Annotated in this window: 26 protein-coding genes; 7 read left to right on the top strand and 19 right to left on the bottom strand. The window is 72.1% G+C overall.

What is annotated here, in order from left to right; translation table 11 throughout:
* Positions 1-99 precede the first annotated feature (99 nt).
* Entirely contained in the window at positions 100-1,182 is a 1,083-nt protein-coding gene (locus AOM03_RS07550; protein WP_062379925.1) for a BMP family lipoprotein, read from the bottom strand.
* A 135-nt stretch (positions 1,183-1,317) separates the two neighbouring features.
* Positions 1,318-2,388 carry a mannose-1-phosphate guanylyltransferase gene (locus tag AOM03_RS07545; protein ID WP_227589927.1) on the bottom strand — a complete coding sequence of 357 codons (1,071 nt, stop codon included), beginning with the start codon at positions 2,386-2,388 and terminating at the stop codon, positions 1,318-1,320.
* Between the two features lie 114 nt (positions 2,389-2,502).
* Between AOM03_RS07545 and sdhC the strand changes: the two genes are divergently transcribed.
* The 4 genes from sdhC to AOM03_RS07525 are packed head-to-tail and all read left to right on the top strand — an operon-like array spanning position 2,503 to position 5,816.
* Positions 2,503-2,838 (top strand): succinate dehydrogenase, cytochrome b556 subunit, encoded by a 336-nt coding sequence (gene sdhC / locus AOM03_RS07540; RefSeq protein WP_062379921.1) that lies wholly within the window; start codon positions 2,503-2,505, stop codon positions 2,836-2,838.
* Complete coding sequence (locus AOM03_RS07535; protein ID WP_062379919.1) at positions 2,838-3,284, top strand: succinate dehydrogenase hydrophobic membrane anchor subunit; 447 nt, start codon at positions 2,838-2,840, stop codon at positions 3,282-3,284. Before sdhC ends, AOM03_RS07535 begins: the two co-directional genes overlap by 1 nt.
* The gene (sdhA, locus tag AOM03_RS07530) at positions 3,281-5,047 is read left to right on the top strand and encodes a succinate dehydrogenase flavoprotein subunit (RefSeq protein WP_062379917.1); all 1,767 of its coding nucleotides are present in this window, start codon (positions 3,281-3,283) and stop codon (positions 5,045-5,047) included. Before AOM03_RS07535 ends, sdhA begins: the two co-directional genes overlap by 4 nt.
* A gap of 1 nt (position 5,048) precedes the next feature.
* Positions 5,049-5,816: a succinate dehydrogenase iron-sulfur subunit gene (locus tag AOM03_RS07525; protein ID WP_062379915.1), complete on the top strand. Its 768-nt coding sequence runs from the start codon at positions 5,049-5,051 to the stop codon at positions 5,814-5,816.
* Between the two features lie 66 nt (positions 5,817-5,882).
* On the opposite strand, the gene AOM03_RS07520 is transcribed toward AOM03_RS07525, so the two are convergent.
* From AOM03_RS07520 to sigE, 6 genes are all read right to left on the bottom strand, one after another.
* Complete coding sequence (locus tag AOM03_RS07520; RefSeq protein ID WP_062379913.1) at positions 5,883-6,809, bottom strand: YihY/virulence factor BrkB family protein; 927 nt, start codon at positions 6,807-6,809, stop codon at positions 5,883-5,885.
* A gap of 23 nt (positions 6,810-6,832) precedes the next feature.
* Entirely contained in the window at positions 6,833-7,843 is a 1,011-nt protein-coding gene (gene trpS / locus AOM03_RS07515; RefSeq protein WP_439645038.1) for a tryptophan--tRNA ligase, read from the bottom strand.
* Positions 7,844-8,156: 313 nt separating this feature from the next.
* Positions 8,157-8,543, bottom strand: a complete 387-nt coding sequence (locus AOM03_RS07510) for a twin-arginine translocase TatA/TatE family subunit (RefSeq protein ID WP_062379909.1) — start codon at positions 8,541-8,543, stop codon at positions 8,157-8,159.
* Between the two features lie 17 nt (positions 8,544-8,560).
* Positions 8,561-10,138, bottom strand: a complete 1,578-nt coding sequence (locus AOM03_RS07505; protein WP_062379908.1) for a trypsin-like peptidase domain-containing protein — start codon at positions 10,136-10,138, stop codon at positions 8,561-8,563.
* A gap of 11 nt (positions 10,139-10,149) precedes the next feature.
* Positions 10,150-10,992, bottom strand: a complete 843-nt coding sequence (locus tag AOM03_RS07500) for an anti-sigma factor family protein (RefSeq protein WP_062379905.1) — start codon at positions 10,990-10,992, stop codon at positions 10,150-10,152.
* A complete protein-coding gene (gene sigE, locus AOM03_RS07495; protein ID WP_062379903.1) occupies positions 10,989-11,570 on the bottom strand; it encodes an RNA polymerase sigma factor SigE in 582 nt (193 codons plus the stop codon). Before sigE ends, AOM03_RS07500 begins: the two co-directional genes overlap by 4 nt.
* A 125-nt stretch (positions 11,571-11,695) precedes the next feature.
* Between sigE and AOM03_RS07490 the strand changes: the two genes are divergently transcribed.
* On the top strand, positions 11,696-12,325 hold the full coding sequence (locus tag AOM03_RS07490) for an O-methyltransferase (protein WP_062379901.1): 630 nt from the start codon (positions 11,696-11,698) through the stop codon (positions 12,323-12,325).
* A 97-nt stretch (positions 12,326-12,422) separates the two neighbouring features.
* Here AOM03_RS07490 and AOM03_RS12480 read toward each other — a convergent pair whose 3' ends face one another.
* The 3 genes from AOM03_RS12480 to dapE form a co-directional block, all read right to left on the bottom strand.
* Entirely contained in the window at positions 12,423-12,590 is a 168-nt protein-coding gene (locus AOM03_RS12480) for a DUF3117 domain-containing protein (protein ID WP_082092235.1), read from the bottom strand.
* Between the two features lie 116 nt (positions 12,591-12,706).
* Positions 12,707-13,447, bottom strand: coding sequence for an LOG family protein (locus tag AOM03_RS07485; RefSeq protein WP_062379899.1), 741 nt, complete (start codon positions 13,445-13,447; stop codon positions 12,707-12,709).
* 18 nt (positions 13,448-13,465) lie between these two features.
* Entirely contained in the window at positions 13,466-14,560 is a 1,095-nt protein-coding gene (gene dapE / locus AOM03_RS07480; protein ID WP_062379897.1) for a succinyl-diaminopimelate desuccinylase, read from the bottom strand.
* A gap of 68 nt (positions 14,561-14,628) precedes the next feature.
* On the opposite strand from dapE, the gene dapD reads away from it, so the two are divergent.
* Both dapD and AOM03_RS07470 read left to right on the top strand, forming a co-directional pair.
* On the top strand, positions 14,629-15,576 hold the full coding sequence (gene dapD / locus AOM03_RS07475; RefSeq protein WP_062379895.1) for a 2,3,4,5-tetrahydropyridine-2,6-dicarboxylate N-succinyltransferase: 948 nt from the start codon (positions 14,629-14,631) through the stop codon (positions 15,574-15,576).
* A 1-nt stretch (position 15,577) separates the two neighbouring features.
* A complete protein-coding gene (locus AOM03_RS07470) occupies positions 15,578-16,453 on the top strand; it encodes a hypothetical protein (protein WP_062379891.1) in 876 nt (291 codons plus the stop codon).
* Between the two features lie 65 nt (positions 16,454-16,518).
* On the opposite strand, the gene AOM03_RS07465 is transcribed toward AOM03_RS07470, so the two are convergent.
* The 8 genes from AOM03_RS07465 to AOM03_RS07430 all read right to left on the bottom strand — a co-directional run bounded on the left by AOM03_RS07465 (position 16,519) and on the right by AOM03_RS07430 (position 25,281).
* The gene (locus AOM03_RS07465; RefSeq protein ID WP_062379889.1) at positions 16,519-16,803 is read right to left on the bottom strand and encodes a 2TM domain-containing protein; all 285 of its coding nucleotides are present in this window, start codon (positions 16,801-16,803) and stop codon (positions 16,519-16,521) included.
* A gap of 63 nt (positions 16,804-16,866) precedes the next feature.
* Positions 16,867-18,159: a citrate synthase gene (locus AOM03_RS07460; RefSeq protein ID WP_062379887.1), complete on the bottom strand. Its 1,293-nt coding sequence runs from the start codon at positions 18,157-18,159 to the stop codon at positions 16,867-16,869.
* A gap of 55 nt (positions 18,160-18,214) precedes the next feature.
* On the bottom strand, positions 18,215-19,324 hold the full coding sequence (gene dapC / locus AOM03_RS07455; protein ID WP_062379885.1) for a succinyldiaminopimelate transaminase: 1,110 nt from the start codon (positions 19,322-19,324) through the stop codon (positions 18,215-18,217).
* An 8-nt stretch (positions 19,325-19,332) separates the two neighbouring features.
* Positions 19,333-19,653, bottom strand: a complete 321-nt coding sequence (fdxA, locus tag AOM03_RS13000) for a ferredoxin (RefSeq protein ID WP_062379883.1) — start codon at positions 19,651-19,653, stop codon at positions 19,333-19,335.
* Positions 19,654-19,763: 110 nt separating this feature from the next.
* Complete coding sequence (locus AOM03_RS07445) at positions 19,764-21,584, bottom strand: VanW family protein (RefSeq protein WP_062379881.1); 1,821 nt, start codon at positions 21,582-21,584, stop codon at positions 19,764-19,766.
* Complete coding sequence (locus tag AOM03_RS07440) at positions 21,574-21,924, bottom strand: hypothetical protein (RefSeq protein WP_062379879.1); 351 nt, start codon at positions 21,922-21,924, stop codon at positions 21,574-21,576. Before AOM03_RS07440 ends, AOM03_RS07445 begins: the two co-directional genes overlap by 11 nt.
* A gap of 318 nt (positions 21,925-22,242) precedes the next feature.
* Positions 22,243-24,144, bottom strand: a complete 1,902-nt coding sequence (typA, locus tag AOM03_RS07435) for a translational GTPase TypA (protein WP_062379877.1) — start codon at positions 24,142-24,144, stop codon at positions 22,243-22,245.
* 69 nt (positions 24,145-24,213) lie between these two features.
* Entirely contained in the window at positions 24,214-25,281 is a 1,068-nt protein-coding gene (locus AOM03_RS07430) for an EamA family transporter (RefSeq protein WP_082092233.1), read from the bottom strand.
* Positions 25,282-25,315 lie beyond the last annotated feature (34 nt).

The following is a 25,315-nucleotide window of genomic DNA, read 5'->3' as shown; positions in this document are numbered from 1 at the left end:
CCCTCGACGCGCCGGGCCTAGTCAAACACACGAGGGGCGCACCGCGTTGCGCGGTACGCCCCTCGTGTGGAGCCGGGCGTGACGCCCGTCAGGGTGCTATCAGCCGGCGGTCGACGGCTCGATGTCGCCCGCGATGATGCCGGCCTTGATCTCCTCGAGGGCCGCGAGGACCTCGTCCGAGACGGTGCCCTCGGCGAAGTCGGCGACGCCGACGCCCTCGTTCTCGAGGGTGCCCAGGTACGGCTCGTTCGACCACTCGGCCATGGTGGCCTCGATGGTGTCGAACACGGCGTTCGAGATGTTCTTGAGCACCGAGGTGAACACGATGTCCGCGTACTCCGGGGCCGACTCGGTCCAGTCGGAGTCCACGCCGATCAGCCACGCGCCACCGGCCGACTGGATCGCCGACGCGGCGCCGAGGCCCACGGGGCCGGCGACGGGCATGACGATGTCCGCGCCCTGGTCGAGGAAGCCCTGCGTGGTGTTCTGACCCTTCGACTGGTCGGAGAAGTCACCGGTGAAGGAGCCGTCCGCGCCGTCCCAGCCGAGGACGGTCACGTCGGTGCCGTTCTCCTCGTTGTAGTAGTTCACGCCGGCCAGGTAGCCGTCCATGAAGATGGTGACGGTGGGGATGTTCATGCCACCGAAGGTGCCCACGGTGCCCGAGCCCGACGCGGCCGCGGCCGCGTAGCCGGCGAGGAACGCGGCCTCGTCGGTGTCGAAGTAGAGCGACTTGACGTTGTCGATCGGCTCGTCGTAGCCGAAGTCGACGATCGCGAAGTGGGTGTCGGGGTACGCCGCGGCGGCCTCGGCCGTCGCGTCACCGAGGTTGAATCCGACCGTGATGATCAGGTCGCAGCCCGCGGCCACCTGGGCCTCGAGGTTGGGGGCGTAGTCGGACTCGGCGGTCGACTCGGCCTCGGCGTGCTCGATGCCGAGCTCCGCGGCCGCGCGCTGGACGCCGTCGTAGGCCGACTCGTTGAACGAGGCGTCGTCGAAGCCGCCCTCGTCCGAGACCATGCAGGCCTTGAAGTCGACGGCCTCCGCGGCCTCGGTGGTCTCCTCGGCGGCGGCGGTGTCCTCGGCCGAGGTGGTCTCCTCGTCCTCGGGGGCGGCGCCGCACGCGGCGAGCGAGAGGGCCGCGACGGCCGCGAGTGCGCTCACACGGGTAAACGTCTTCATGGGTGTTTCCTCACTACTACACAGGGCGCGGGGGCGCGCCTCACTGGGTCGTGCCGTCATGGTAAGTCGGCAACGGCGCAAAAAACGGTGCTTCGGGAGCCCGGGATGCAACAGTTCGGCAAAAAGTGACGCAGGTCACCCCTGCGCGAGCGCGGCCGCCGCGCCCTTGACCTGCTGCGCCGCGGCGCGCGTGGTCACCAGGATGGCCTCCTCGGACTCGACCACCACCGCATCGTCCACTCCCACGACCACCACGGGCTTGGTGCCGCCCACGACCACGGCGCCCGTGGCGCCCACGAGCCCCACGGCCGCCTCGCGGCCGATCGCGATCGCGCCCTCGCCCGCGCCGGAGAGCTCGGCGAGCGAGTCGAAGTCGCCCACGTCGTGCCACTCGAAGCTCGCCGGGACGACGGCGACGCCGCCCTCCGCGGCCACGGGCTCCGCGATGGCGTGATCGATCGCGATCTTGGTGAGCGTGGGCCACACGCGGCCGAGCACCTCGGCCCGGTCGTCGCCGTCCCAGGCGGCCGCGATCTCGCGCACGCCCGCCGCGAGCGTGGGCTGGAGCCGGTCGAGGTGGCCCAGCAGCACGTCGGTGCGGACCACGAACATGCCGGCGTTCCACGCGAAGCCGCCGCGCTCGAGCATGGCCGCCGCGGTCTCCGCGTCGGGCTTCTCGGTGAAGGCGACCACGTGGCGGGCCTCGCCGGCGAGCGGCTCTCCCATCTCGATGTAGCCGAAGGCGGTCGACGGCTCCGTGGGCGTGATGCCGATGGTCACGACCTTGCCCAGCTCCGCCGCCGCGGCGGCCTGCGCGACCGTGGCGCGGAACGCCTCGGCGTCCGGGATGATGTGGTCCGCGGCGAAGGAGCCCATGACGCGCGCGCCCCACCGCTCCTCGATGAGCGCGGCGGCCAGCGCGATCGCGGCCATCGAGTCGCGCGGGCTCGGCTCGGTCACCAGGTTCTCCGCGGGCACGTCCGGCACCTGGGCCGCGACGCCCGGGGCGTGGCGCTCGCCGGTCACGATCACCACGCGCTCCGACAGGGGCAGCACGCGCGCGACCGTGTCCTGGATGAGCGTCGCGCCCGTGCCCAGCAGATCCAGGAGGAACTTGGGACGATGCGGCTGGGACAGGGGCCACAGCCGCGACCCCACGCCCCCGGCCGGGATGACGGTGACGAAATCGTTGACGGCTTGTGACACGGGATCCCCCAAAGGCGCTGGACGTTGCTGAGGACCACACTAGGATGACCGTCAAGCCAGGTCGTTCGAAGGAGAACCGTGTCACCCACCACCCTCTATCGTGGCCACGAAGGCATGTGGATGTGGGTCGTCCACCGCGCCACCGGCGTCGCGATCTTCTTCTTTCTGCTCGTGCACGTGATCGACACCGCGCTCGTCCGCGTCTCGCCCGAGGCGTACAACGAGGTCATCGGCACCTACAAGACGCCCGTCTTCGGGCTCGTCGAGGCCGGCCTCGTGGGCGCGATCCTCATCCACGGGCTCAACGGCCTGCGGATCATCGCGGTCGACCGCTCGACCTGGGCCGTGCGCCACCAGCGCCAGCTCGTCTGGGTCGTGTGGGGTGTGACCGCCGTCGTCATGGTGCCGTTCCTGTGGCGCCACCTGGGCCACGTCTTCGGAGGTGCATGATGACCGCTCCCCAGCTCAAGGAGCCCCGGACCCCGTCCGGCCGCAGCCGCAACAACGCGGAGAAGTGGTCGTGGGTGTTCATGCGCGTCTCCGGGCCCATCCTGCTCGTGCTGATCGTCACCCACCTGTTCGTCAACCTCATGACGGGCGACGGCATCAGCCAGATCGACTTCGCGTTCGTCGCGGGCAAGCTCGCGCACCCGTTCTGGCAGTGGTTCGACTTCACCATGCTGGTGCTGGCGATGCTCCACGGCTTCAACGGGATGCGCCTGCTCATCAACGACTACGCTCGACGTCCGGGGTCCCGGAAGCTCCTGCACTCGCTGCTCGGGACGGCCACCCTGGTGGTCATCGTGCTCGGCACCCTCGTGCTGTTCACCTTCGACCCGTGCCCGGCCGGGGCGGACCCCGACCTGCTGCCCACCTTCTGCGAGGATGTTGCATGACCCACCACGAGTACGACGTCGTCATCGTCGGCGCCGGCGGCGCCGGCATGCGTGCCGCCCTGGAGAGCTCCGAGCGGTCCCGCACCGCGGTGCTGACCAAGCTCTACCCCACCCGCTCGCACACCGGTGCGGCGCAGGGTGGCATGGCGGCCGCGCTCGCCAACGTCGAGGACGACTCCGCCGAGTGGCACGTGTTCGACACCATCAAGGGCGGCGACTACCTGGTGGACCAGGACGCGGCCGAGATCCTCTGCCGCGAGGCCATCGACGCGGTGCTCGACCTCGAGAAGATGGGCCTGCCGTTCAACCGCACGCCCGAGGGCAAGGTGGACCAGCGCCGGTTCGGCGGCCACACCCGCAACCACGGCGAGGCCGCCGTGCGCCGCGCGTGCTACTCCGCGGACCGCACCGGCCACATGATCCTGCAGACGCTGTACCAGCAGTGCATCAAGCAGGGGGTCGAGTTCTTCAACGAGTTCTACGTGCTCGACGTCATCCTCGACAAGGACCCGCAGGCCACCCCGGCCGGCGAGGAGGTCTCCGTCACCGGCGTCGTCGCGCTCGAGCTCGCGACCGGCGAGATCCACACGTTCGCCGCCAAGTCCGTCGTGTTCGCGACCGGTGGCGCGGGCAAGGTCTTCAAGACCACCTCCAACGCGCACACGCTCACCGGCGACGGCATGGCCATCGCGCTGGGCGCGGGCCTGCCGCTCGAGGACATGGAGTTCTTCCAGTTCCACCCGACGGGCCTCGCGGGCCTGGGCATCCTGCTGTCCGAGGCGGCCCGCGGCGAGGGCGGCATCCTGCGCAACTCCGAGGGCGAGCGCTTCATGGAGCGCTACGCCCCCACCATCAAGGACCTCGCGCCCCGCGACATGGTGGCGCGCGCGATGGCCAACGAGGTGCGCGAGGGCCGCGGCGCCGGCCCCCACAAGGACTACGTGCTCCTGGACCTCACCCACCTCGAGCCCGCGCACATCGACGAGAAGCTGCCGGACATCACCGAGTTCGCGCGCACCTACCTGGGCGTCGAGCCGTACACCGAGCCGGTGCCGGTCTACCCCACCGCGCACTACGCCATGGGCGGCATCCCCACCAACGTCACCGGCCAGGTGCTGCGCTCCAACAGCGAGCCCGTCACCGGCCTCTACGCCGCCGGCGAGTGCGCGTGCGTGTCCGTCCACGGCGCGAACCGCCTGGGCACCAACTCGCTGCTCGACATCAACGTCTTCGGCCGCCGCGCGGGAATCGCCGCGGCCGAGCACGCGGCGACCGTCGCATCGGTCCCCGTCATGGCGGACGATGCGGCGTCCGGGGTGGAGACCCTGGTCGCCACCCTGCGGGGTTCCGTGGGCGCGGGCACCGAGCGGGTCGCGGACCTGCGCAAGGCGCTCCAGGAGACGATGGACCGCAACGTCCAGGTGTTCCGCGACGCGGACAGCCTCGAGGAGGCGCGCGGCGTGATCGCGGACGTGAAGGCGCGCTACGCGAACGTGGGCATCCACGACCGCGGCACGCGCTACAACACGGACCTGCTCGAGGCGATCGAGCTGAAGTTCCTCATCGACCTGTCCGAGGTGGTCATCGCGGGCGCCCTCGCGCGCGAGGAGTCGCGCGGCGGCCACTACCGCGAGGACTTCCCCAAGCGCGACGACGAGAAGTTCCTCCACCACACGATGGCGTACGGCACCGCGGACGGGGTGCGTCTCGACACCAAGCCCGTCGTGATCACCACGTACCAGCCCATGGAGAGGAAGTACTGAGATGACGGCCACCGCCGAGTCCTCCGCCCCCGCGGGCGAGATCCCCGCCATCACGGTCACCCTGCGCATCCTCCGCACCATCCCCGAGGGCACGGAGGAGCACGGCCCGGGCGAGTCGTACTGGCAGGAGTTCACCATCGAGGCGCACGCGACCGACCGCGTGCTCGACGCCCTGCACAAGATCAAGTGGGAGCAGGACGGCTCGCTCGCGTTCCGCCGCTCGTGTGCCCATGGCGTGTGCGGCTCGGATGCGATGCGCATCAACGCCCGCAACCGCCTCGCGTGCAAGACGCTGCTCAAGGACCTCAACCCGGCCAAGCCGATCATCGTCGAACCGCTCAAGGGCCTGCCGGTGGAGAAGGACCTCATCGTGGACATGGAGCCGTTCTTCGCCTCCTACCGCGAGATCATGCCGTTCCTCATGCCCACGGGCGCCGTGCCCGAGCGCGAGCGGCTCCAGTCCCCCGCCGACCGTCAGAAGTTCGACGACACCACCAAGTGCATCCTGTGCGCCGCGTGCACCACGAGCTGCCCGGTGTTCTGGACCGACGGCCAGTACTTCGGTCCCCAGGCGATCGTGGGCGCGCACCGGTTCATCTTCGACTCGCGCGACGAGGGCCAGTGGGAGCGCCTCGAGGTGCTCAACGACAAGGCCGGCGTGTGGAAGTGCCGCACCGCGTTCAACTGCACCGAGGCGTGCCCGCGCGGCATCGAGGTCACCAAGGCGATCTCCGAGGTCAAGAAGGCGCTCACCACCGGGGAGTTCTAGCCTCCTGAATTCGTGCGAGGGGCCGGGGACGATGCGCATCGTCCCCGGCCCCTCGTGCGTGGCGGTTCAGACCTCCGCGACCTGCCGCGCCTGCTCGGGCGGGAGGTCGTGCGCGCCCAGCCAGGCGGCGCACGTGAGGATGATGCGGTTGACGTACTGCACGAACACCATGAGCGTGATGATCGCGGCGAACGGCGCGAGCACCGGGTTGCTCACCGACCCGCTCACCACGAGCGTGACGCCCAGGCGCAGGATCCCGATGCCCAGGCCCGCCACCAGCACGATGCCCAGCAGCCGGCGCGACCACGCGGCGCCGCCCAGCAGCATCATCGCGAGGATCACGTAGAGCATGTCCGCAACGACGCCGGCGACGAACGCGATGACGCGCAGCGACCACGGGGGCATGGCGACGCCGATGAACTCCGCGAACCACTCCGCCGCGCCCGAGACCACCACCTGGATGGTGACGCCCACGAGCGCGACCACTATGAGGCCGATCAGCGCGGCGAGGTCCCGCAGCTTGCCCACGACCGGCGACGCCACCTCCTCGCCCAGCATGGTGCGCAGGCTGGAGCGCAGGCCGGTGACGAACCGAGTCGCGGTGTTGATGAGGATGAGGAAGGAGACGATGCCGACGATGCCGGTCAGGGAGGCCGCGCTGCCCGCGCCCAGGTCGTCGGGCTCGATGATGCCGGTCGTGTCGCCGGTGTTGATGAGGCCGGGGACGGCCTCGGCGAGGTAGTCGATCAGGGAGGAGCGCAGGTCGTCGTTGCCGGCCAGCAGCACCGTCGCGACCGTGGTCGCGACCACGAGCCCCGCGGCGACGGACGCGAGCGAGAAGAACGCGACGCCCGCGGCGAGCACGTTGCCGTTCTGGAGCGAGAAGCGCTTGAGGCCCTTGCCCCAGGAGGACTCCTCCCAGCGGGTCTTGAGGTCCTTGCCGCGCTCGACGAGCACGGCGGCCCTGTCCTTGAGGCTGTCGTCGTCCGCCATGTCGCTCCCCCTCGGCCGTGGTCTCAGCGGTGCAGCGCGGGCACCAGTCCCAGTCGATCGTAGATCCGGTCCAGGGTGCCCTGCGCGAGGGCCGAGGCCTTCGCGGCACCCTGGGCGAGCACCTCGTCGAGGCGATCGGGCGACTCGATCCAGTCGAGCGCGGCCTCGCGGATGGGCGTGAGGTACTCGACCACCACGTCCGCGAGGTCCACCTTGAGGTGGCCGTACATCTTGCCCTCGTAGTCGGCCTCGAGCTGCTCGACGGAGCGGCCGTCGAGCGCCGAGTAGATGGTGAGCAGGTTCGCCACGCCCGGCTTCGCCTCGCGGTCGAAGCGGATCTCCGAGCCCGAGTCCGTGGTCGCGGACTTGATGTTCTTGGCGACCTTCTTGGGGTCCTCGAGGATCTCGATGGTGCCCTTGGGGCTCACCGCGGACTTCGACATCTTGGCCGTGGGGTCCTGCAGGTCGTAGATCTTCGCGGTCGACTTCACGATGTGCGGCTCGGGCACCACCACCGTGCCGTCGCCGAAGCGGCCGTTGAGGCGCTGCGCCAGGTCGCGCGACAGCTCCAGGTGCTGGCGCTGGTCCTCGCCCACGGGCACCACGTTGGTGTCGTACAGCAGGATGTCCGCGGCCATGAGGATCGGGTAGGTGAACAGGCCCACGTTGGTGCCCGACTCCCCCACCTTCGCGGACTTGTCCTTGAACTGGGTCATGCGGCCGGCCTCGCCCATGCCGGTGAAGGTGGACAGGATCCACGCGAGCTCGGCGTGCTGGGGCACGTGCGACTGCACGAAGCACAGCGACCGGTCGGGGTCCACGCCCGCGGCCAGGAACTGGGCGGCGGTGGCCCGGGTGCGCGAGCGCAGCAGCTCCGGCTCCGGCGAGACGGTGAGCGCGTGGAGGTCCACCACCGAGTAGATCGCGTCGTGCGTGTCCTGCAGCTTCACCCACTGCACCAGCGCGCCCAGGTAGTTGCCGAGCTGGAGGGAGTCCGAGGTGGGCTGCATGGCCGAGAACACGCGCTGAGTCATGCGGACCATTGTGCCAAGCCTGACGTGGGACGATGCGCCGCGTCACGTTGTCGTCTCGCCTCGCCTCGCCTCGCCTCGCCTCGCCCCGCCCCGCCTCGCCCCGCCTCGGGGTTCGGGACACTGAGGACCGCCAGATGCCGCGATCTGCTCGCTGCGGGACAGTCTGGACCGGTCCTCCCGCCCGCCCGCGGTCCACACGGTCCCGCAGGACGCAGAAGGCGCCTCCCAGCGGTCCTCAGTGTCCCGGACGCACGGGCGCGGGGGCGGGTGTCGGGCCGGCGGACGCAGGGGCGGCGCACCCCTGGACGATGCGTCAGGTGGCCTCGGAGTCGAACGGCGCCCGGCCAGGGGTCGCCTCCGCGGCGCGCACGCCGGTGGTTCCAGCAGCGCCCGCGCCGGTCGCCCCGGCCACACCGCCCGACGCGCCCGCCCGCCGCGCCGCGACATCGGACGCCGACGGCTCGGCGAGCGCCTCGCGGACGATGCGACGGGGGTCGTACTGGCGCGGATCCAGCTCGCGCCAGTCGACCTCGTCCCCCATCTCCGCACGGATGGTCTGCTTGCTCTCGGTCAGCAGGTCGCGGCCGCGCACGACCAGCGTCCGGAGCTGGCGGGCGTACTCGGGCAGGCGCTCGGGGCCCACGACCACGATCGCGACGAGCACGAGGACGACGAACTCGCCGCCGTTGATGTCCAGCATGGGACCTATTGTGGCGGCTAGCGCTCCCGGGGAGAAGTCACGCCCTGATCGCCGTAGTTGACCTCGGCGTCGGTCACCAGGGTCACGTCGATCTCGATCTCGGAACCGTCGCGGTCGATGAGGAAGGTGACGTCGTCGCCCGGCGCCATCGCGCGGATGGCGACGATCAGCTCGTCGGAGCGCGTGATGACGCGGCCCTCGATGCCGGTGATGACGTCCCCCGCCTCGATGCCGGCCTCGTCGGCCGGGCTGCCGGACGGCACGTCGCCCACGCGCACGCCCTCGCCCGTGTAGGAGGCGTCGAGCAGCACGCCGATGACGGGGTAGGTCGCCTCGCCGGTCTCGATGATCTCCTCGGCCGTGCGGCGCGCCTGGTTCGACGGGATCGCGAAGCCCAGGCCCACGGAACCGGCGCCGGTCGTCTGGGTGGCGCCGGGCAGCGCGGCCACGGCGGAGTTGATGCCGATCACCTCGCCCGCGGCGTTGAGCAGCGGGCCGCCGGAGTTGCCGGGGTTGATGGCCGCGTCGGTCTGGATCGCGTCGATGAACGCCGTCGAGGAGGCGTCGCCCGCGGTCACGGGACGGTGGAGGGCGGACACGATGCCGGTGGTCACCGTGGAGTCGAGGCCCAGCGGCGAACCGACCGCGACCACGTCGTCGCCCACGACGAGCGCGTCGGAGTCGCCCAGCGCGATCGCGGTGAGGTCCTGCGCGTCGATCTTGACGACCGCGAGGTCGTACTCGGGGCTCGCGCCCACGAGCGTGCCCGCGTAGATCGAGCCGTCGCTCATGAGCACCTGGATGCCGCCGGACGGCGCGTCCTCGATGACGTGGTTGTTGGTGAGGACGTAGCCGTCCTCACGGATGATGAAGCCCGACCCCGACGACGCGCGCTGGCCGTTCTGGATGATCTCGAGCGACACCACGGACGGCATCGCCGCCTCCGCGATGGCCGCGACCGTGTTCGAGTCGGCGCGGTCGAGGGTCGACGAGCTCGAGGCGGGCAGCGTCGAGGCCGACGTGGTCGCCGAGGACGAGCCGGCCGGGTTGAGCCAATCGAACAGATAGGCGCCGCCGAAGCCGCCGGCGCCGCCCAGGATCAGGGCGCCCGCCGCGATGCCGGCGATGGTGCCGCGGCGCACGCGCCCCACGGGCGCCTGGGGACGATGCGGGGTGCCGTAGGAGCCTCCACCGGCCGCGTGCGCGGGGCCGGGCTGGGCGTACTGCGGCGCGGCATACTGCGGCTGCGTGTACCCGCCCTGGGCGTGGCTCGCCGGGCCGTAGCCGGGTCCCGCGGCGCCGGGCCGGGCGTACTGCGGCGCGCCGAACGCGGAGCCCGCGTACGGCGACGCCGTCGCCTCCGACCGCGCCGACAGCGGCACGGACGGCGGGTAGTGCGAGCCCGGCGTGAGCTCGATGGTGTCGTTCGTGAAGTCCGTGTCCTCACCCGCGCGCTCGTCGCGGCGCGCGGCGTCGAACGCGCCCTCGCGCTGCACGGTCGGGCCGCCCTCGGGACGCGTGGCGGCGTCATCGCGCGGCGCGTTGGAGGAGGGCGTGGAGAGGTCGCGCGGAGGCGCGAACGGGTTGTCGTTCATGTCCTGCTTCCTTAGGTGGTCTGACCGGTGAGGGCGTCGACGAAGACGCCGAGTCCGGTGCGGATCTGTTCGAAGGGTCCGGGTTCGGTGTTCGCGGGGAAGGCCTCGACCACGCTCTCGAGCGTGGGCATCGCGCAGGAGCACTCGGCGGCGAGCACCAGGGCGCCGTCCTGCCACACCAGCACGGGCGGGTCGGACCGCACCACATACGCGTCGACGTCGCCCACGCTGGCCGTGGACACCGCGTCGAGCGCGGCCGTGTCGAGGCGGCCGCGCTGCTGGAGCACCGTCACGGCCCGGCCGCGCGCGACCAGGTTGAGGACCAGCACCTCCGAGCCGTCGGAGGCGCTGACCCACGAGCGCTGCGCGATGAGGTCCGCGGCCGTCCAGTCGGGATAGATCCATTCGCCGGGCAGTTCGCCGTTGCGCACCACCTCGGAGTCGCCCTGCGCGACGCTCAGGGTGCCGTCGGCCGATGCGGAGAGGTCCGGGTCGAGGTCCGCGGGGGCGCCGGCCACGTATGCCGCGCCCAGCAGTGCCGTGAGCAGCAGGCCGGACGATGCGGCGAGCAGGACCGGCCGACGGTCCCGCCCGCACGCGGCCCGCGCGCGGCGGTCGTCCTCGCGGCTCGCCACGCTCGCCATGTGCTCGCGGTCGAGCAGCCGCTGCGCGAAGGACACGTCGATGCCCGCCTCGGAGGAGTGCAGCGCCTCCCGCGCGAGCCGCAGGTCGTGCCACCGCAGCCGGCACTCGGCGCAACCGTCGAGGTGCGCCATGGCCTCGGCGGTCGCGGCGGGCGACAGGCGGTGGTCGAGGAGGTCGTGGACGCGATCTCCCAGGTGCCGTCCCGTCACGCGCCGCTCCTCGACGGGGCTCGGTGCGCCAGCGCCGTCCGCAGCCGCGCGCGGCCCCGCGACAGGCGGGAGCGCACGGTGCCCAGCTTGATGCCGAGCGTCGTCGCGATCTCCTCGTAGGACAGGCCCTCGATGTCGCTCAGCACCACGGCCGCGCGGTACTCCGGCGGCAGGTCCGCGAGGGCGGCGATGATGTCGTCGCCCAGGTGGGACATGTCGAACGCGTCCTCGGGCTGTCCCGACCGCTCGTGGCGGTCGAAGCTGTCGGAGGTCGCGACCCCCGCATCGTCGTCCGCCATGAAGTCGAAGCGGATGCGCTTCTTGCGGCGCATGCGGTCGAGGAACAGGTTGGTGGTGATGCGGTGCAGCCAGCCCTCGAAGGTGCCGGGCTTGTACTGCGACAGCGAGTTGAAGACGCGGATGAACACGTCCTGGGTGAGGTCCTCGGCGTCGTGCTGGTTGCCGGTGAGGTGGTACGCCAGGCGGTAGACGCGCGCCGAGTGGTCCTCGACGATGCGCTCCCAGGTCAGTTCGGGCGCGCCGGGCGCGACCGTGCGGATCTCGGCCGTCTGAGTCATCGCGCTGCCCTCCTTCTCGGTTGCGTCAACGGGTGGTGCTTCACCCATGTTCCCACCGCAACCTGGCAGTTCCCTGAGAGGATGCAGGGAGACCGCCGGATACGCTGTCCCCCTAAGGAGGCAACATGGGCACCGAGGCAGCGAACTGGGCATACGCGGAGGACTTCGTCGAGGAGGACCGCGTGGTGCTCGCCGCGCGCGACGTCGCGGACCAGCTGGGATGCGTGCCCGTCCTGCCGGGCGCCGGCCGCGCGCTGGAGGTGCTCGCGCGCGCGATGCGGGCCACCACCGCCGTGGAGATCGGCACCGGCGCCGGCGTGTCCACGACGTACCTGCTGCGCGGCATGGCGCCGTCGGGCGTCGTGACGACCATCGACGTCGAGCCCGAGCATCACAAGGCCGCCCGTCGCACGCTGCAGGCCGCGGGCTTCGCGCCCGAGCGCGCCCGGCTCATCACCGGCCGCGCGCTCGACGTGCTCCCCCGCCTCACCGACGGGGGCTACGACATCGTCTTCATCGACGCGCGCAAGTCCGAATACCCCGCCTACCTCGGCCACGCGCTGCGGCTGCTGCGCGTGGGCGGCCTGCTGGTGATCGACAACGCCCTGTGGCACGGCCGCGTCGCGGACCCCGCGCAGCGGGACCAGGACACCACCGCGATCCGCGAGACCCTGCGCACCGTGCGCGAGCACGAGTCGCTCACCGTCGCCATGCTCACGGCCGGCGACGGCCTGCTCGCCGCGATCAAGGGCTGAGCGCGCCGATCAAGCACAGACAGCGGCGGGCACGGCCCGGCCCGCCGCGGCGTCGTCTCGCGCCGGGGCCTTGCGGCCCCGGTACGAGCGAGTCGTCTTACTGGAGCGCGCCGTGGAGCGCGTCGCCGAGCTCCTTGACCTCGTCGGCCGTGATCTCGACCACGAGGCGACCGCCGCCCTCGAGCGGGACCCGCATGACGTAGCTGCGACCCTCCTTCACGACCTCCATCGGGCCGTCACCGGTGCGGGGCTTCATAGCAGCCATCGTGCGTGTCTCCTCGGGTGCTCGGCGCGCCACGGGACCGCGGCGCGTTCCGCTAATTCTACGGGGAGCCACCGACCGCCCCCAAATCCCGCGCCGCGGACCGCGCGAAGGCGGTGTCAGGCGGCCGCGCCGTCCCCGCCGTGCGCGCCGGCGGTGACGATCTCCACGGCCTCCTCGATGTCGTCCGTGACGTGGAACAGCTCGAGGTCGTGCGGCGCGATCTTTCCGTCGGCGGCCACGGAGTCCCGCAGCCAGTCCACCAGCCCGCCCCAGTACGCGGTGCCCACCAGCGCGATGGGGAAGCGCCGGATGGTGCGCGTCTGGACCAGGGTGAGCGACTCGAACAGCTCGTCGAGGGTGCCCATGCCGCCGGGCAGCGCCACGAACCCCTGCGCGTACTTGACGAACATGGTCTTGCGCGCGAAGAAGTAGCGGAAGTTGATGCCCAGGTTCACGTACTCGTTGACGCCCTGCTCGAAGGGCAGCTCGATGCCGAGCCCCACGGACACGCCGCCCGCGTCCGCCGCACCCTTGTTCGCGGCCTCCATCACGCCGGGGCCGCCGCCGGTGATGACGGCGTAGCCCGCCTCGACCAGCAGCCGGCCCACCCGCTCCCCCAGCGCGTAGTCGGGGTGGCCGGGCTTCGAGCGCGCCGAGCCGAACACGGAGACCGCCGGGCCCAGCTCCGCGAGCGCGCCGAAGCCCTCGACGAACTCGGACTGGATGCGCAGCACCCGCCACGGGTCCTCGTGCAACCAGTCGGGACGGTGCTGCTCGTCGAGCAGCCGCCCCGAGGTCGACGTGGTGGGGACGTTGCGCCCGCGCAGCAGCACGGGCCCCTTGCGGTAGTCGGTCATGGTGTCCTCCGGACGGTGTCAGGCGGTGAGCCAGGCCTCCAGGCCGGCACGGCACAGGCGGATCTCCTCGGCGGGGCACCGCTCGTCGTCGGCGTGCGCGAGCTCGGGGTCGCCGGGGCCGTAGTTGACGGCGGGGATGCCCAGGTCGCCGAAGCGGGCCACGTCCGTCCAGCCCTGCTTCGCGCGCGGCGCGGCCACACCGGTGGCGGCCACCGCATCGGCGAACGATGCGGCGAGGGGGGCGTCGAGCCCCGGCCGGGCGGCGCCGGACAGGTCGGTGAAGCGCAGCGAGAAGTCCTCGAGGCCCGCGCCGGCGACGACGGCCTCGAGCCGGGCCTGGGCCTCCTCGAGGCTCCACCGCGGGGAGAAGCGGTAGTTGACGGTGACCACGCACTCGTCGGGGATGACGTTGCCGGCGATGCCGCCGCGGATGCCCACCGCGTTGGTGCCCTCGCGGTACTCGAGCCCGTCGACCAGGTGGGTCTCGGGCTCGTGCGCGGCCAGGGCGGCCAGCAGCGGGGCCGCGCGATGGATCGCGTTGACGCCCTTCCAGGCCCGCGCGCTGTGCGCGGCGCGGCCCGGCACCGTCACCTCGGCGCGCAGGGTGCCGTTGCAGCCGCCCTCGATGACGCCCTGGGTGGGCTCGCACAGCACCGCGAAGTCGGCCTCGATGAGCTCGGGGTGCTCGCGGACCAGGCGGCCGAGTCCGTTGCGGACCGCCTCGACCTCCTCCTGGTCGTAGAAGATCCAGGTGATGTCCCGCGTGGGCGCGGTGAGCGCGGCCGCGAGCGACAGCTGCACCGCGACGCCGGCCTTCATGTCGACCGAGCCGCGGCCCCACAGCACGTCGCCGTCCTCGGACCAGTGCCCGGGCACGTTGCCCTTGATGGGCACGGTGTCGAGGTGGCCGGCGATGGCCACGCGCTCCGCGCGGCCCAGGTGCGTGCGCGCGACGATCGCGTTGCCGTCCCGGATCACCTCGAGGTGCGCGCAGGCGGCGAGCGCCTCCTCGACCGCGTCGGCGATGCGGTCCTCGTTGCCGGAGACGGAGGGGAGGTCGACGAGCGCCTTGGCCAGCTCGGTCACGTCCGCGGCCAGATCCAGGTGCGTCATGGCCTCAGCCTAACCACGCCAACCGGGGCCTCCCGGGACCCGCCGCACCGGGACCGTACGCTGGTGCCATGACGCGACCCGCATACGGATTCGGACTGGCCACCTACGACGCGACGGGCACGGCGCTCGATGCCTGGTACCCCTCCCCCGCCCTGGGCGAGCCGGGCGACGACGACGCCCTCGCGGCCCAGCTCGAGACCGCGCAGCGCACGGACGATCTCCGCGACGTCACCGTCCGCGCGGTCCGCACGGTGATCGACCTGGACGAGGCGCCCGCCTCGGTCGAGGACGCCTACCTGCGCCTGCACCTGCTCAGCCACCGCATCGTCCGCCCGCACGGCCTCAACCTCGACGGGATCTTCGGCGCGCTCACCAACGTCGTGTGGACCTCCGAGGGTCCGTGCGCCGTCGCGACGTTCGACCAGGTGCGCCTGCGCTTCCGCGCGGCCGGCCGCCAGCTCACCATCCACGGCGTCGACAAGTTCCCCCGCATGGTCGACTACGTGGTGCCCACGGGCGTCCGCATCGCCGACGCCGGCCGCGTGCGCCTGGGCGCGCACCTGGCCGAGGGCACCACGGTCATGCACGAGGGCTTCTGCAACTTCAACGCCGGCACGCTGGGCGTGTCCATGGTCGAGGGCCGCATCTCCGCGGGCGTGGTCGTGGGCGACGGCTCCGACGTGGGCGGCGGCGCGTCGATCATGGGCACCCTGTCCGGCGGCGGCAAGGAGGTCATCTCGATCGGCGAGCGGTCGCTGCTGGGCGCGAACTCCGGCCTGGGCATCCCGCTGGGCGACGACTGCATCGTCGAGGCGGGCCTGTACGTCACCGCCGGCTCGAAGGTGCGCCTCGTGGGCGTCACCGACGAGGACGGCGCCCCCGTCACCGTCAAGGCGCGCGACCTGGCCGGCCGGAACGGCATCCTGTTCCGCCGCAACTCCGTCACGGGCGCCCTCGAGGCCGTCCAGCGCGAGGGCAAGGGCGTCGAGCTCAACGCCGCGCTCCACGCGAACTAGCGTGGCGGGACGCCGCGCCGCGACCGTCACCGCGGTCGTGGCGCTCGTCGCCACGGGCATGGGGGCCGCGTACGCGCTCCACCTGTGGCGCGCCACGCCCGAGCGGACGCCGTCCGGGCGCTGCACCGTCACGCTCGACGACGGCTCCGACGCCCCGGCGACGGACTCCCTGGCCGCCGCCCAGGCGGACAACGCCGCCCTGGTGGCCGCCGCATCGTCCCGGCTCGGGCTGCCCGCGCGCGGGGCGACCATCGGCATCGCGACGGCGCTGCAGGAGTCCTCGCTCATCAACGTCGACTACGGCGACCGCGACTCGCTGGGCCTGTTCCAGCAGCGGCCGTCGCAGGGGTGGGGCACCGAGGAGCAGGTCCAGGACCGTCACTACGCCTCCGACGCCTTCTACACCGCGCTCGTGCGCGTGGAGGGCTGGACGGACATGGAGGTGACGGTCGCGGCGCAGCGCGTGCAGCGCTCGGCCTATCCGGATGCGTACGCCACCCGCGAGGCGTCGGCGCGGCTGTGGGCGTCCGCCCTGCGCGGCTACTCGGGCGCCATGCCCGTCACGTGCGATCTGGGCGAGGCGTCCGGCACCACCGGGGCGGCCTTCGTGGCGCGCCTCGACGAGGACTGGGGCGCGGGCGCCTACGCGGCCCGCGTGGTCACCACGAGCACCGAGGAGACCTGGCTCGACGTGACCGGCGCCGATGCGACGGCCGCCGACGCGTTCGCGGCCTGGGCGGTCGCGGTGGCGGGGCCGGAGTCGGTCACCGCGGTGGTCCACGGCGAGTCGACGTGGGCTCGCGGCGGCGACGAGGTCGCCGCGCCCGAGGGCGTCACGGGCGTGGGCGTGCGGCTCGCCGGGGTGCCGGCGGGCTGAGCGCGCGTCGGCCCGGACGGGGCCCGTGCCGTGCCGGCGCGGTGCCCGCGCGGAGCCCGGGCGCGCTACTCCCCGTGCTCGCGCTTGAGCTTGCGGTACTCGCGCTCGACGCGGTCCTCGGTCACCTGGCCCAGCCCGGGCAGGAACGCCGCGGCACCCGCGAAGATCAGGCCGATGCCCATGCCGAGCATGGCCCAGGCGGGCCAGAAGTAGCCGCCGCCGGTCATCCACCAGATGAGCGTGAGCATGCCCCACACCACGATGCAGACCACCAGGTACCAGTAGAAGCCGTTGCGGGCCTCCACGCGCTTGCGCGCCTGGCGCCGCAGCGCCTCGTCGTCGATCGGCATCGCCGTACCCCCTCGTCGTGTCGCGCCGCCGCTCACCGCGCGCCGACGCGACCGACCCGGGGTCTACCCGCGCTGGTCCACCGGCACGTAGTCGCGCTCGACCTCTCCAGTGTAGATCTGGCGGGGACGGCCGATCTTGGTGGTCGGGTCGTTGAGCATCTCGCGGTAGTGCGCGATCCAGCCCGGCATGCGGCCCAGGGCGAACAGCGGCGTGAACATGGGCGTGGGGAACCCCATCGCCGAGTACAGCAGGCCGGTGTAGAAGTCGACGTTCGGGTAGAGCTTGCGCTCGATGAAGTACTCGTCGGACAGCGCGATCTCCTCGAGGCGCTGAGCCATCTGGAACGTCTCGTCCGAGCCGCCCAGGTCCGCGAGCACCTTGTCCGCGATCTTCTTCACCACGGCGCCGCGCGGGTCGTACGACTTGTAGACGCGGTGGCCGAATCCCATGAGGCGGGCGCCCTCGGCCTTGTCCTTGACCTTGGCGACGAACTGCTCGATCGAGTCGCCGGACTCCTTGATCTGGTCGAACATGCGCAGCGCGGCCTCGTTGGCGCCGCCGTGCAGCGGGCCGGACAGCGCGCCCACTCCCGCCGCGACCGAGGCGTAGATGTTGGCGTGGGACGAGCCGACGATGCGCACCGTCGAGGTGGAGCAGTTCTGCTCGTGGTCGGCGTGGAGGATGAGCAGCACGTCGACCGCGTGCTTGACGAGCGGATCCACCTCGATCTCGCCGGAGGCCGGGGAGAAGGCGATGCGCATGAACTCCTCGACGTAGTCGCCGCCGCGGCGGGGCTCGATGAGGTCGCCGCCGAGCGACCGACGCTGCAGGTACGCGATGACGGTCGCGGCCTTGGCCAGGAGCAGCACCGTGGCGAGCTCGATCTGCTCGGGCGTGCGGCCCACCGACTCCGGGTAGAAGGTGCTCAGCGCGCTCAGCGCGCCCGAGAGCACGGCCATGGGGTGGGCGTCGCGCGGGAACGCGCCCAGGAACGCCTTGATGCCCTCGTGCACGTGCATGTGGCGGGAGACGCGCAGGGTCAGCGCGTCGAGCTGCGCCTGCGTGGGCAGCTCGCCGTGGATCAGCAGATAGGCCACCTCGAGGAACGACGAGTTCTCTGCGAGCTGCTCGATCGGGTAGCCGCGGTAGCGCAGGATGCCCGCGTCACCGTCGATGTACGTGATCGCGGAGGAGCACGACGCGGTGTTCATGAATCCCGAGTCGACCGTGACGAGCCCGGTGTCGCGCAGGAGGGTCGAGACCGACACCCCGTCGTTGCCCACGCTGGCCCGCGTGAGCGGCAACTCGCGAGCGACCTCGTCGACGGTGAGCCGTACGTCCTGCACCTGTGCCATGTGTTCCCCTTCGAAACCGTCCATGTGCCGGTCGGGGGCGCCTCACCTCGGGCTTTTACCGACCTTTTGCGAGCCTACTGGATGCCGAGGCGACAGCGTTATCCCTCGCCGTGAGGGCAATCCTCACGTGTCGGCGAGCCGCCTCGCCGTAGAACGCGCCCGGCGCCGCCAGTATGCCGTGTCCCGCGAGAAGGTCAAGGGTTTCCCAGCAGTCCTCGTCCCGCGTGGCCCACAGGTACAGGCCCGCCACCGAGTGGTCGACGCGGAAGCCCGCCGCCTCGACCGCGGGCAGCAGGGTGTCGCGACGCGCGCGGTAGCGCTCGCGCTGCTCGGCGACGTGCGCATCGTCCCCCAGGGCGGCCGTCATGGCCGCCTGCACGGGCGCCGGCATGATCAGGCCCGCGTGCTTGCGGACCTCGAGCAGGGCGGCGACCACGGCCGGGTCGCCGGCGGTGAAGGCCGCGCGGTAGCCGGCCAGGTTGGACTGCTTGGACAGCGAGTACACGGCGAGCACGCCCTCGTGGGAGCCGCCGCACACCTGCGGGTCGAGGACCGAGGGCACCGGCGCATCGGTCCATGCCAGCTCCGCGTAGCACTCGTCGGAGGCCACGAGCGCGCCGATCTCGCGCGCGGCGGCCACCACCTCCGCCATGGCCGCGGCGTCCATCACCGCGCCCGTGGGGTTCGACGGCGAGTTCAGCCACACCAGCTTCACGGCGGGGTTGCCGCGCCAGTCGTCGACGTCGTCCGTCGCGAGCGCCGTGGCGCCCGCCAGCCGGGCGCCCACGTCGTAGGTGGGGTACGCGGCGCGGGGATGGACCACGATGTCGCCCTTCCCCAGGCCCAGGTAGGCGGGCAGCGTGGCGACCAGTTCCTTGGAGCCCACCGTGGGCAGCACGGCGGCCGGGTCGACGCCAGGGGCGCCGCGACGGCGCGCGAACCACGCCGCGACGGCCTCGCGCAGCGCCGGCGTGCCGTGGGTGGCCGGGTAGCCCGGGGCGTCCGCGGCGGCGACGAGCGCCTCGCGGATCACGGCGGGCGTGGGATCGACCGGGGTGCCCACGGAGAGGTCGACGAGCCCGTCCGGGTGCGCGGCCGCGCGGGCGCGGTAGGGCGCGAGCGAGTCCCAGGGGAAGTCGGGCAGCGCCCGGGGGCTGAGGCCCATGGGGCGCGTCAGCCGTTCTGCGGCGGGAGCGCCTTGATGATGTCGTGATCGTGCTCGATCAGGCCCATCTTGGCCGCGCCGCCGGGCGAGCCGATCTCCGAGAAGAACTCGACGTTCGCCTTGTAGTAGTCGGCCCACTTGTCGGGGACGTCGTCCTCGTAGTAGATCGCCTCGACCGGGCACACCGGCTCGCAGGCGCCGCAGTCGACGCACTCGTCGGGGTGGATGTAGAGGCTGCGCTCGCCCTCGTAGATGCAGTCCACGGGACACTCGTCGATGCATGCCTTGTCCTTGACATCGACACAGGGCAACGCGATGACGTACGTCACGGGATCTCCTCCGTTCAGGGGGCGGCTGACGATCCATCCTATCCCCGGGCCGCCCGGGTTCCGCTCCCCCGCGCACCGGTTCTACCGGCGACGACGAGCGGCGGGCGGCGTCAGACGCAGTTCACTCCGTTGTCGGGCCGGTAGGTCCAGGTGAAGTCGGTCGTGTCCACCAGCTCGTCGCCCAGGTACACCTCGCGCGTGTTGGTGATGGTGAAGCCGGCCTGGCCGGGCGTGGACGGCTCGCAGCGCGAATCGCTCACGTCCACCGTGGTGGGCTGGGTCACGTTGCGCTTGTCGGAGGCGTACGTCTTCACGGTGAAGTGGGGCGTCGACCAGATGTCCACGGTGAACTCGGTGCCGCCGTCGACGTACGCGCTCATGACCAGCGCGTACGGCGTCGAGTTCTCGAACACCATGTTGATCGAGCCGATGAACATGGTCGACTCGCGGCCGGCCGGGTAGCGCTCGAACCACACCGAGTGGGGCCGGTGCTCGATGTCCTCCATGCCGGCGAAGTAGCCCGCGTTGTAGGTCGTGGTGGCCACCTGGGAGAGCCCGCCGCCGAAGCCGGTGGTGTGGATGCCGTTGACCAGGATGCCGGCCTCGAAGTAGCCGTTCGCCGCGTTGATGGGCGCGAGCACCTCGGTGAGGTCGAACCGCTCGCCGGGCCGGATGACGACGCCCGTGATGAGCTCGCCCGCGCGGGCGAGGTTCTTGGTGCGCGTCGGGTCGTACGGCAGCGGGGTGGTGAAGGACGAGACCACCTCCGAGAGCTCGTCGAGGTCGATCGCGAGGTCGCCCTCCCCCTCCTCGGGGTCCGCGTACGGCAGCTCGCCCGCGCGCTCCGGGTCCGCCACCGCGGCGAGCACCGTCTCGCCGAGCGCGGAGCCGTCGAGCGAGGTGGAGCTCGAGCCGGGCGACGAGTTCGCCAGGTCGATCCGGTGCGAGGAGTCGAAGGCGATGGACGGCTCGGTCGACTCGCTCTCGAGCTCGGGGGTGCGCGCGGCGAGGTCGCGCGCCAGGCGCTCGCCGTTGACGGCCACGTCGAACGAGGCGCCCTCGTCGCGGACCTCCGCGTACCCGGCCAGGTCCGCGGGCGTGAGCACCACGTCCCCGCGAGGCCCGGTGAGGGTGACGTCGCCGGCGAGCAGCGTGGTGTCGAGCTCCTGGGCGTACTCCTGGGCGGCCGCGGTGGTGAGCGCCGCCGCCTCGACCGTCATCGCGGCGTCGACGCCGTCCGTGGGCCACGCGGCCACGATCGTGTCCGCGGTCGCGTCGACGTCGAGGGCGCTGCCGTCCACAGCCGCCGTCACTGCGGCGTGGGTGCCGTCGAGCGCGACCTGCGCGTCGACGGGCTCGACACGCAGGCTGTCCGCCGCGTCGTCGAGGGCCGCAGTCAGGGCGTCGCGCTCGACCGCGACCACGGGCTCGACCTGGGCGTCCGCGCCGGAGAAGCCGCGCCAGATGTCGTACGGGTCGAGCGTGAAGCCGATCAGCGAGTCGACCGTCGCTCCCGCATCGACCGCCAGGCCCGCCGTGGCGGGGTCGAGGGAGATCTCCGCCTCTCCGGCGGTCACCGCGAGCGGCGCCGTGTTCGCCTCCTCCGCCGCGCCGTCGAGAGCGGCCCGGGCCTCGGGCTCGGTGAGGCCGCCGATGTCCACGCCGAGCACCGACGTGCCCGCGGGCACCCGCTCGGCGGTGTACGCCGCGGCCGCGTAGTACCCGCCCGCGAGCACCAGCAGCACGAGCACCATGGTGAGCAGGCCCCAGCGGAAGCCGCCGCCCTTCGGGGCGCTCGGCTGCGTCGCGCCGGGCGGCGTCGAGCCGGGCTGCGTCGCGCCGGGCGGCGTCGCGCCGGGCGGCGTCGAGCCGGGCTGCGTCGCGCCATTCATGGCGGGCAGCACCTCGGTCGAGTCGTCGTCAGCGGACATCGGGTCCTCCCGTCAGCAGCCTGCCGGGCACGACGGCCGCGGCGGCGATGAGTGCCGCCCCGCCGAAGACCCAGGTGAGGCCCAACGCGTCCTCCACGACCAGGAACGAGCCGCCGGGGCCCTCCATGGCGAGCGGGATGGTGACGATGGCCCAGGCCGCGCCCAGTACCGCAATCCCGGCGAAGCCGCGCCAGGCCCGCGCGAACACGCTCGCGAGCGCGATCATCGCCAGGCACAGCACCAGACCCGCGATCGGGTAGGCGCGGTGCGACCCTGCTCCCACCAGCGCGGCAATGGCGCCGAGCCCCGCGAGCACGACGTAGGACAGCGCGGCTCTCATGGGGGCAAGTGTAGGACGCGGGTGGATGCGCACCCTCGCACCGGCGCTGGTGGGTGGAGGCACGCCCTCGCACCGGCGCTGGCGGGTGGAGGCACAGCCGCACCGGCGCCGGCTGGCGGACGCGCACCCTCGCAGGGGCGCTGGCTGGCGGACGCGCACCCGCGCACCGGCGCTGGCGGGTGGACGCGCACCCGCGCACCGGCGCTGGTGGTAGATCTGCGCACGAGGTGGCGCCGCTTCGTGCGCAGATCTACCACCACGGCGGCAGGGGCGCTCGTGAGGGCCGTAGGGGCGCCCCGGAAGGCGCCCCCGCGCCGGTCAGGCGTTCTGGCGCTTGAGGCGCGACGTCGCGCGGGCGCGCTCGGTCGAGTCGAGGATCACCTTGCGGATGCGCACGTTCTCCGGCGTCACCTCGACGCACTCGTCCTCGCGCGCGAACTCGAGGCACTCCTCGAGCGTGAGGCGACGCGGGGGCGCGAGGCGCTCGAGCTCCTCCGCCGTGGACGAGCGGATGTTGTTGAGCTTCTTCTCCTTGGTGATGTTGACGTCCATGTCCTCGTTGCGGCTGTTCTCGCCGATGACCATGCCCTCGTAGGTCTCCTCGGTGGGGCCCACGAAGAAGGTGCCGCGGTCCTGGAGCGCCATGAGCGCGTTGGACGTCACCGCGCCCGAGCGGTCCGCCACGAGCGAGCCGTTGGTGCGGTACTCGATGGCGCCGGCCCACGGCTCGTAGCCGTGCGCGATCGACGAGGCGATGCCGGTGCCGCGCGTGTCGGTGAGGAACTGGCTGCGGAAGCCGATGAGGCCACGCGCCGGGACCACGAACTCCATGCGCACCCAGCCGGTGCCGTGGTTGGACATCGACTCCATGCGGCCCTTGCGCGAGGCGAGCAGCTGGGTGACGGCGCCCAGGTGCTCCTCGGGCACGTCGATGGTCATGTGCTCCATCGGCTCGTGGAGCTTGCCGTCGATCTCCTTGGTGACCACCTGCGGCTTGCCCACGGTGAGCTCGTAGCCCTCGCGGCGCATCTGCTCGACCAGGATGGCCAGGGCCAGCTCGCCGCGGCCCTGCACCTCCCACGCGTCGGGACGCTCGGTGGGCAGGACGCGGATCGACACGTTGCCGATGAGCTCCTTGTCGAGGCGGTCCTTCACCTGACGCGCGGTGACCTTCGCGCCCTTGACGCGGCCGGCCAGCGGCGAGGTGTTGATGCCGATGGTCATCGAGATCGCCGGGTCGTCGACCGTGATGAGCGGCAGCGGGCGCGGGTCCTCGAGGTCGGTGAGCGTCTCGCCGATGGTGATGTCCTCGATGCCGGCGACGGCGACGATGTCACCCGCCTTGGCGGACTCGGCCGGGACGCGCTCGAGGCCCTTGGTCTCGAGCAGCTCCGTGATCTTCACGGTCTTGAGGGAGCCGTCCTGACGGGCCCACGCGACCTGCTGACCCTTGCGGATCTCGCCGTTGAAGACGCGCAGCAGCGCGAGGCGGCCCAGGAACGGCGACGCGTCGAGGTTGGTGACGTGCGCCTGGAGCGGCGCGCCCTCCTCGTAGGACGGGGCGGGGATGCGCTCCATGATGATTTTGAACAGCGGCTCGACGGTCTCGCCGTCAGGCAGGGTGCCGTCGGCCGGACGCGTGAGCGAGGCGATGCCGGCCTTCGCGGACGCGTACACCACGGGCACCTCGAGCAGCGCGTCGACGTCGAGGTCCGGGACCTCGTCCTCGAGGTCGGAGGCGAGGCCCAGCAGCAGGTCGTGGGTCTCCTCGACGACCTCCTCGATGCGCGAGTCGGGGCGGTCCACCTTGTTCACGACGATGATGACGGGCAGCTTCGCGACGAGCGCCTTGCGCAGCACGAAGCGCGTCTGGGGCAGCGGACCCTCGGAGGCGTCGACGAGCAGCACGACGCCGTCGACCATGGACAGGCCGCGCTCGACCTCGCCGCCGAAGTCGGCGTGGCCCGGGGTGTCGATCACGTTGATGGTGACGCCGTCGGGGCCCGCCGCCTCGCCGGTGTACCGGATGGCGGTGTTCTTCGCGAGGATGGTGATGCCCTTCTCGCGCTCGAGGTCGCCGGAGTCCATCGCACGGTCCTCGACGTGGGCGTGGTCGCCGTAGGCGCCGCCCTGCACGAGCATGGCGTCGACGAGGGTGGTCTTGCCGTGGTCGACGTGGGCGACGATGGCGACGTTGCGCAGGTCAGAGCGCAGAGACATCCGGAACTCGTTTCTGAGAGAAGAAGGGGGAGCCGGGACGACGTCGACCGGCACCCCAGTCTATCCGGTCTATCCGCCTTGTGCCTGGGACGCCTCCGCCATGGCGGGATTGTCGAGGGACGATGCACGGGCCTCCGCGACGAATTCGGCCGGCACGGTGTCGGGCACCGCGTCGGACGTGCCGTCCGGGGCGATCTCGAGCGCGGGCTCGCCGGGCTCGCCGAGCTTGACGAGCACGACGCCGCCCAGGATGAGCGCGGCGCCGGCGTACTGGACGGGCGCGGGCGCCTGCGCGAGCAGCAGCCACGCGAATCCGGCGGCGGCGACCACCTCGATGAGGGCGACGAACGAGCCCAGGCGCGCGCCCAGGCGGCGCGTCGCGGCGATGCCGGTGACGTATGCGACCGCCGCCGTGACGACGCCGAGCAGCAGGAGGGCGCCCCACCACGGCAGGGTGACGGGCACGAGCGCGACCGATGCGGTGGTCGCCGCGATCGGCAGGCCCACCAGGCCCGCGAGCGCCAGGGCGACGCCGCCGACCACGAGGCCTCCCCAGGCGAGCATCACCGGGGGCAGCCCGGTGGAGTTGTCGCCGCCGATCACGAAGTACACGGCCGCGCCGACCATCGCGAGCAGCGCCCAACCGACGCCCACGACGTCGACGTGGACGCTGCCGCCCAGGAAGTCGAGCAGCAGGGCCATGCCGCCGAGCGCGACGGCCCCGCCCACGAGCGTCAGCGGCGACGGCCGGTGCCCCTGGCGGACCCACAGCCACGCGACCACGGCGACGGGCGCCATGTACTCGATGAGCAGCGCCACGCCCACGTCGAGGTGGGTCACGGCCATGAAGTAGAAGAGCTGGCAGCCCGCCACCGCGAACAGGCCGTAGGCGACCACGAGGCGCCAGCCGTGGCGCAGCGCGCCCCAGCGGCCGCGCATCGCGAGCAACGCGGGCACGGCGAGCACCACCGCCGCGATGGTCACGCGCGCGAGCGTCGCGGCGCCGGCGGTCCAGCCCGCATCGATGAGGCCGCGCCCCAGCGAACCCGAGGCGCCGAACGAGAGCGCGGAGACGAGCGCGAAGCCGAGTCCGGCCGCCAGCCGCCCGCGGGCGGCGTCATGAGCAAAAACAGTCATGACTCATGACGGTACGCGCACTCTGGTAATGTGT

This window comes from Demequina pelophila, from assembly GCF_000971175.1.
Classification (GTDB): domain Bacteria; phylum Actinomycetota; class Actinomycetes; order Actinomycetales; family Demequinaceae; genus Demequina; species Demequina pelophila.
Note: the sequence above shows the minus strand (reverse complement) of the source record. Positions and strands in the feature narration are given on the sequence as shown.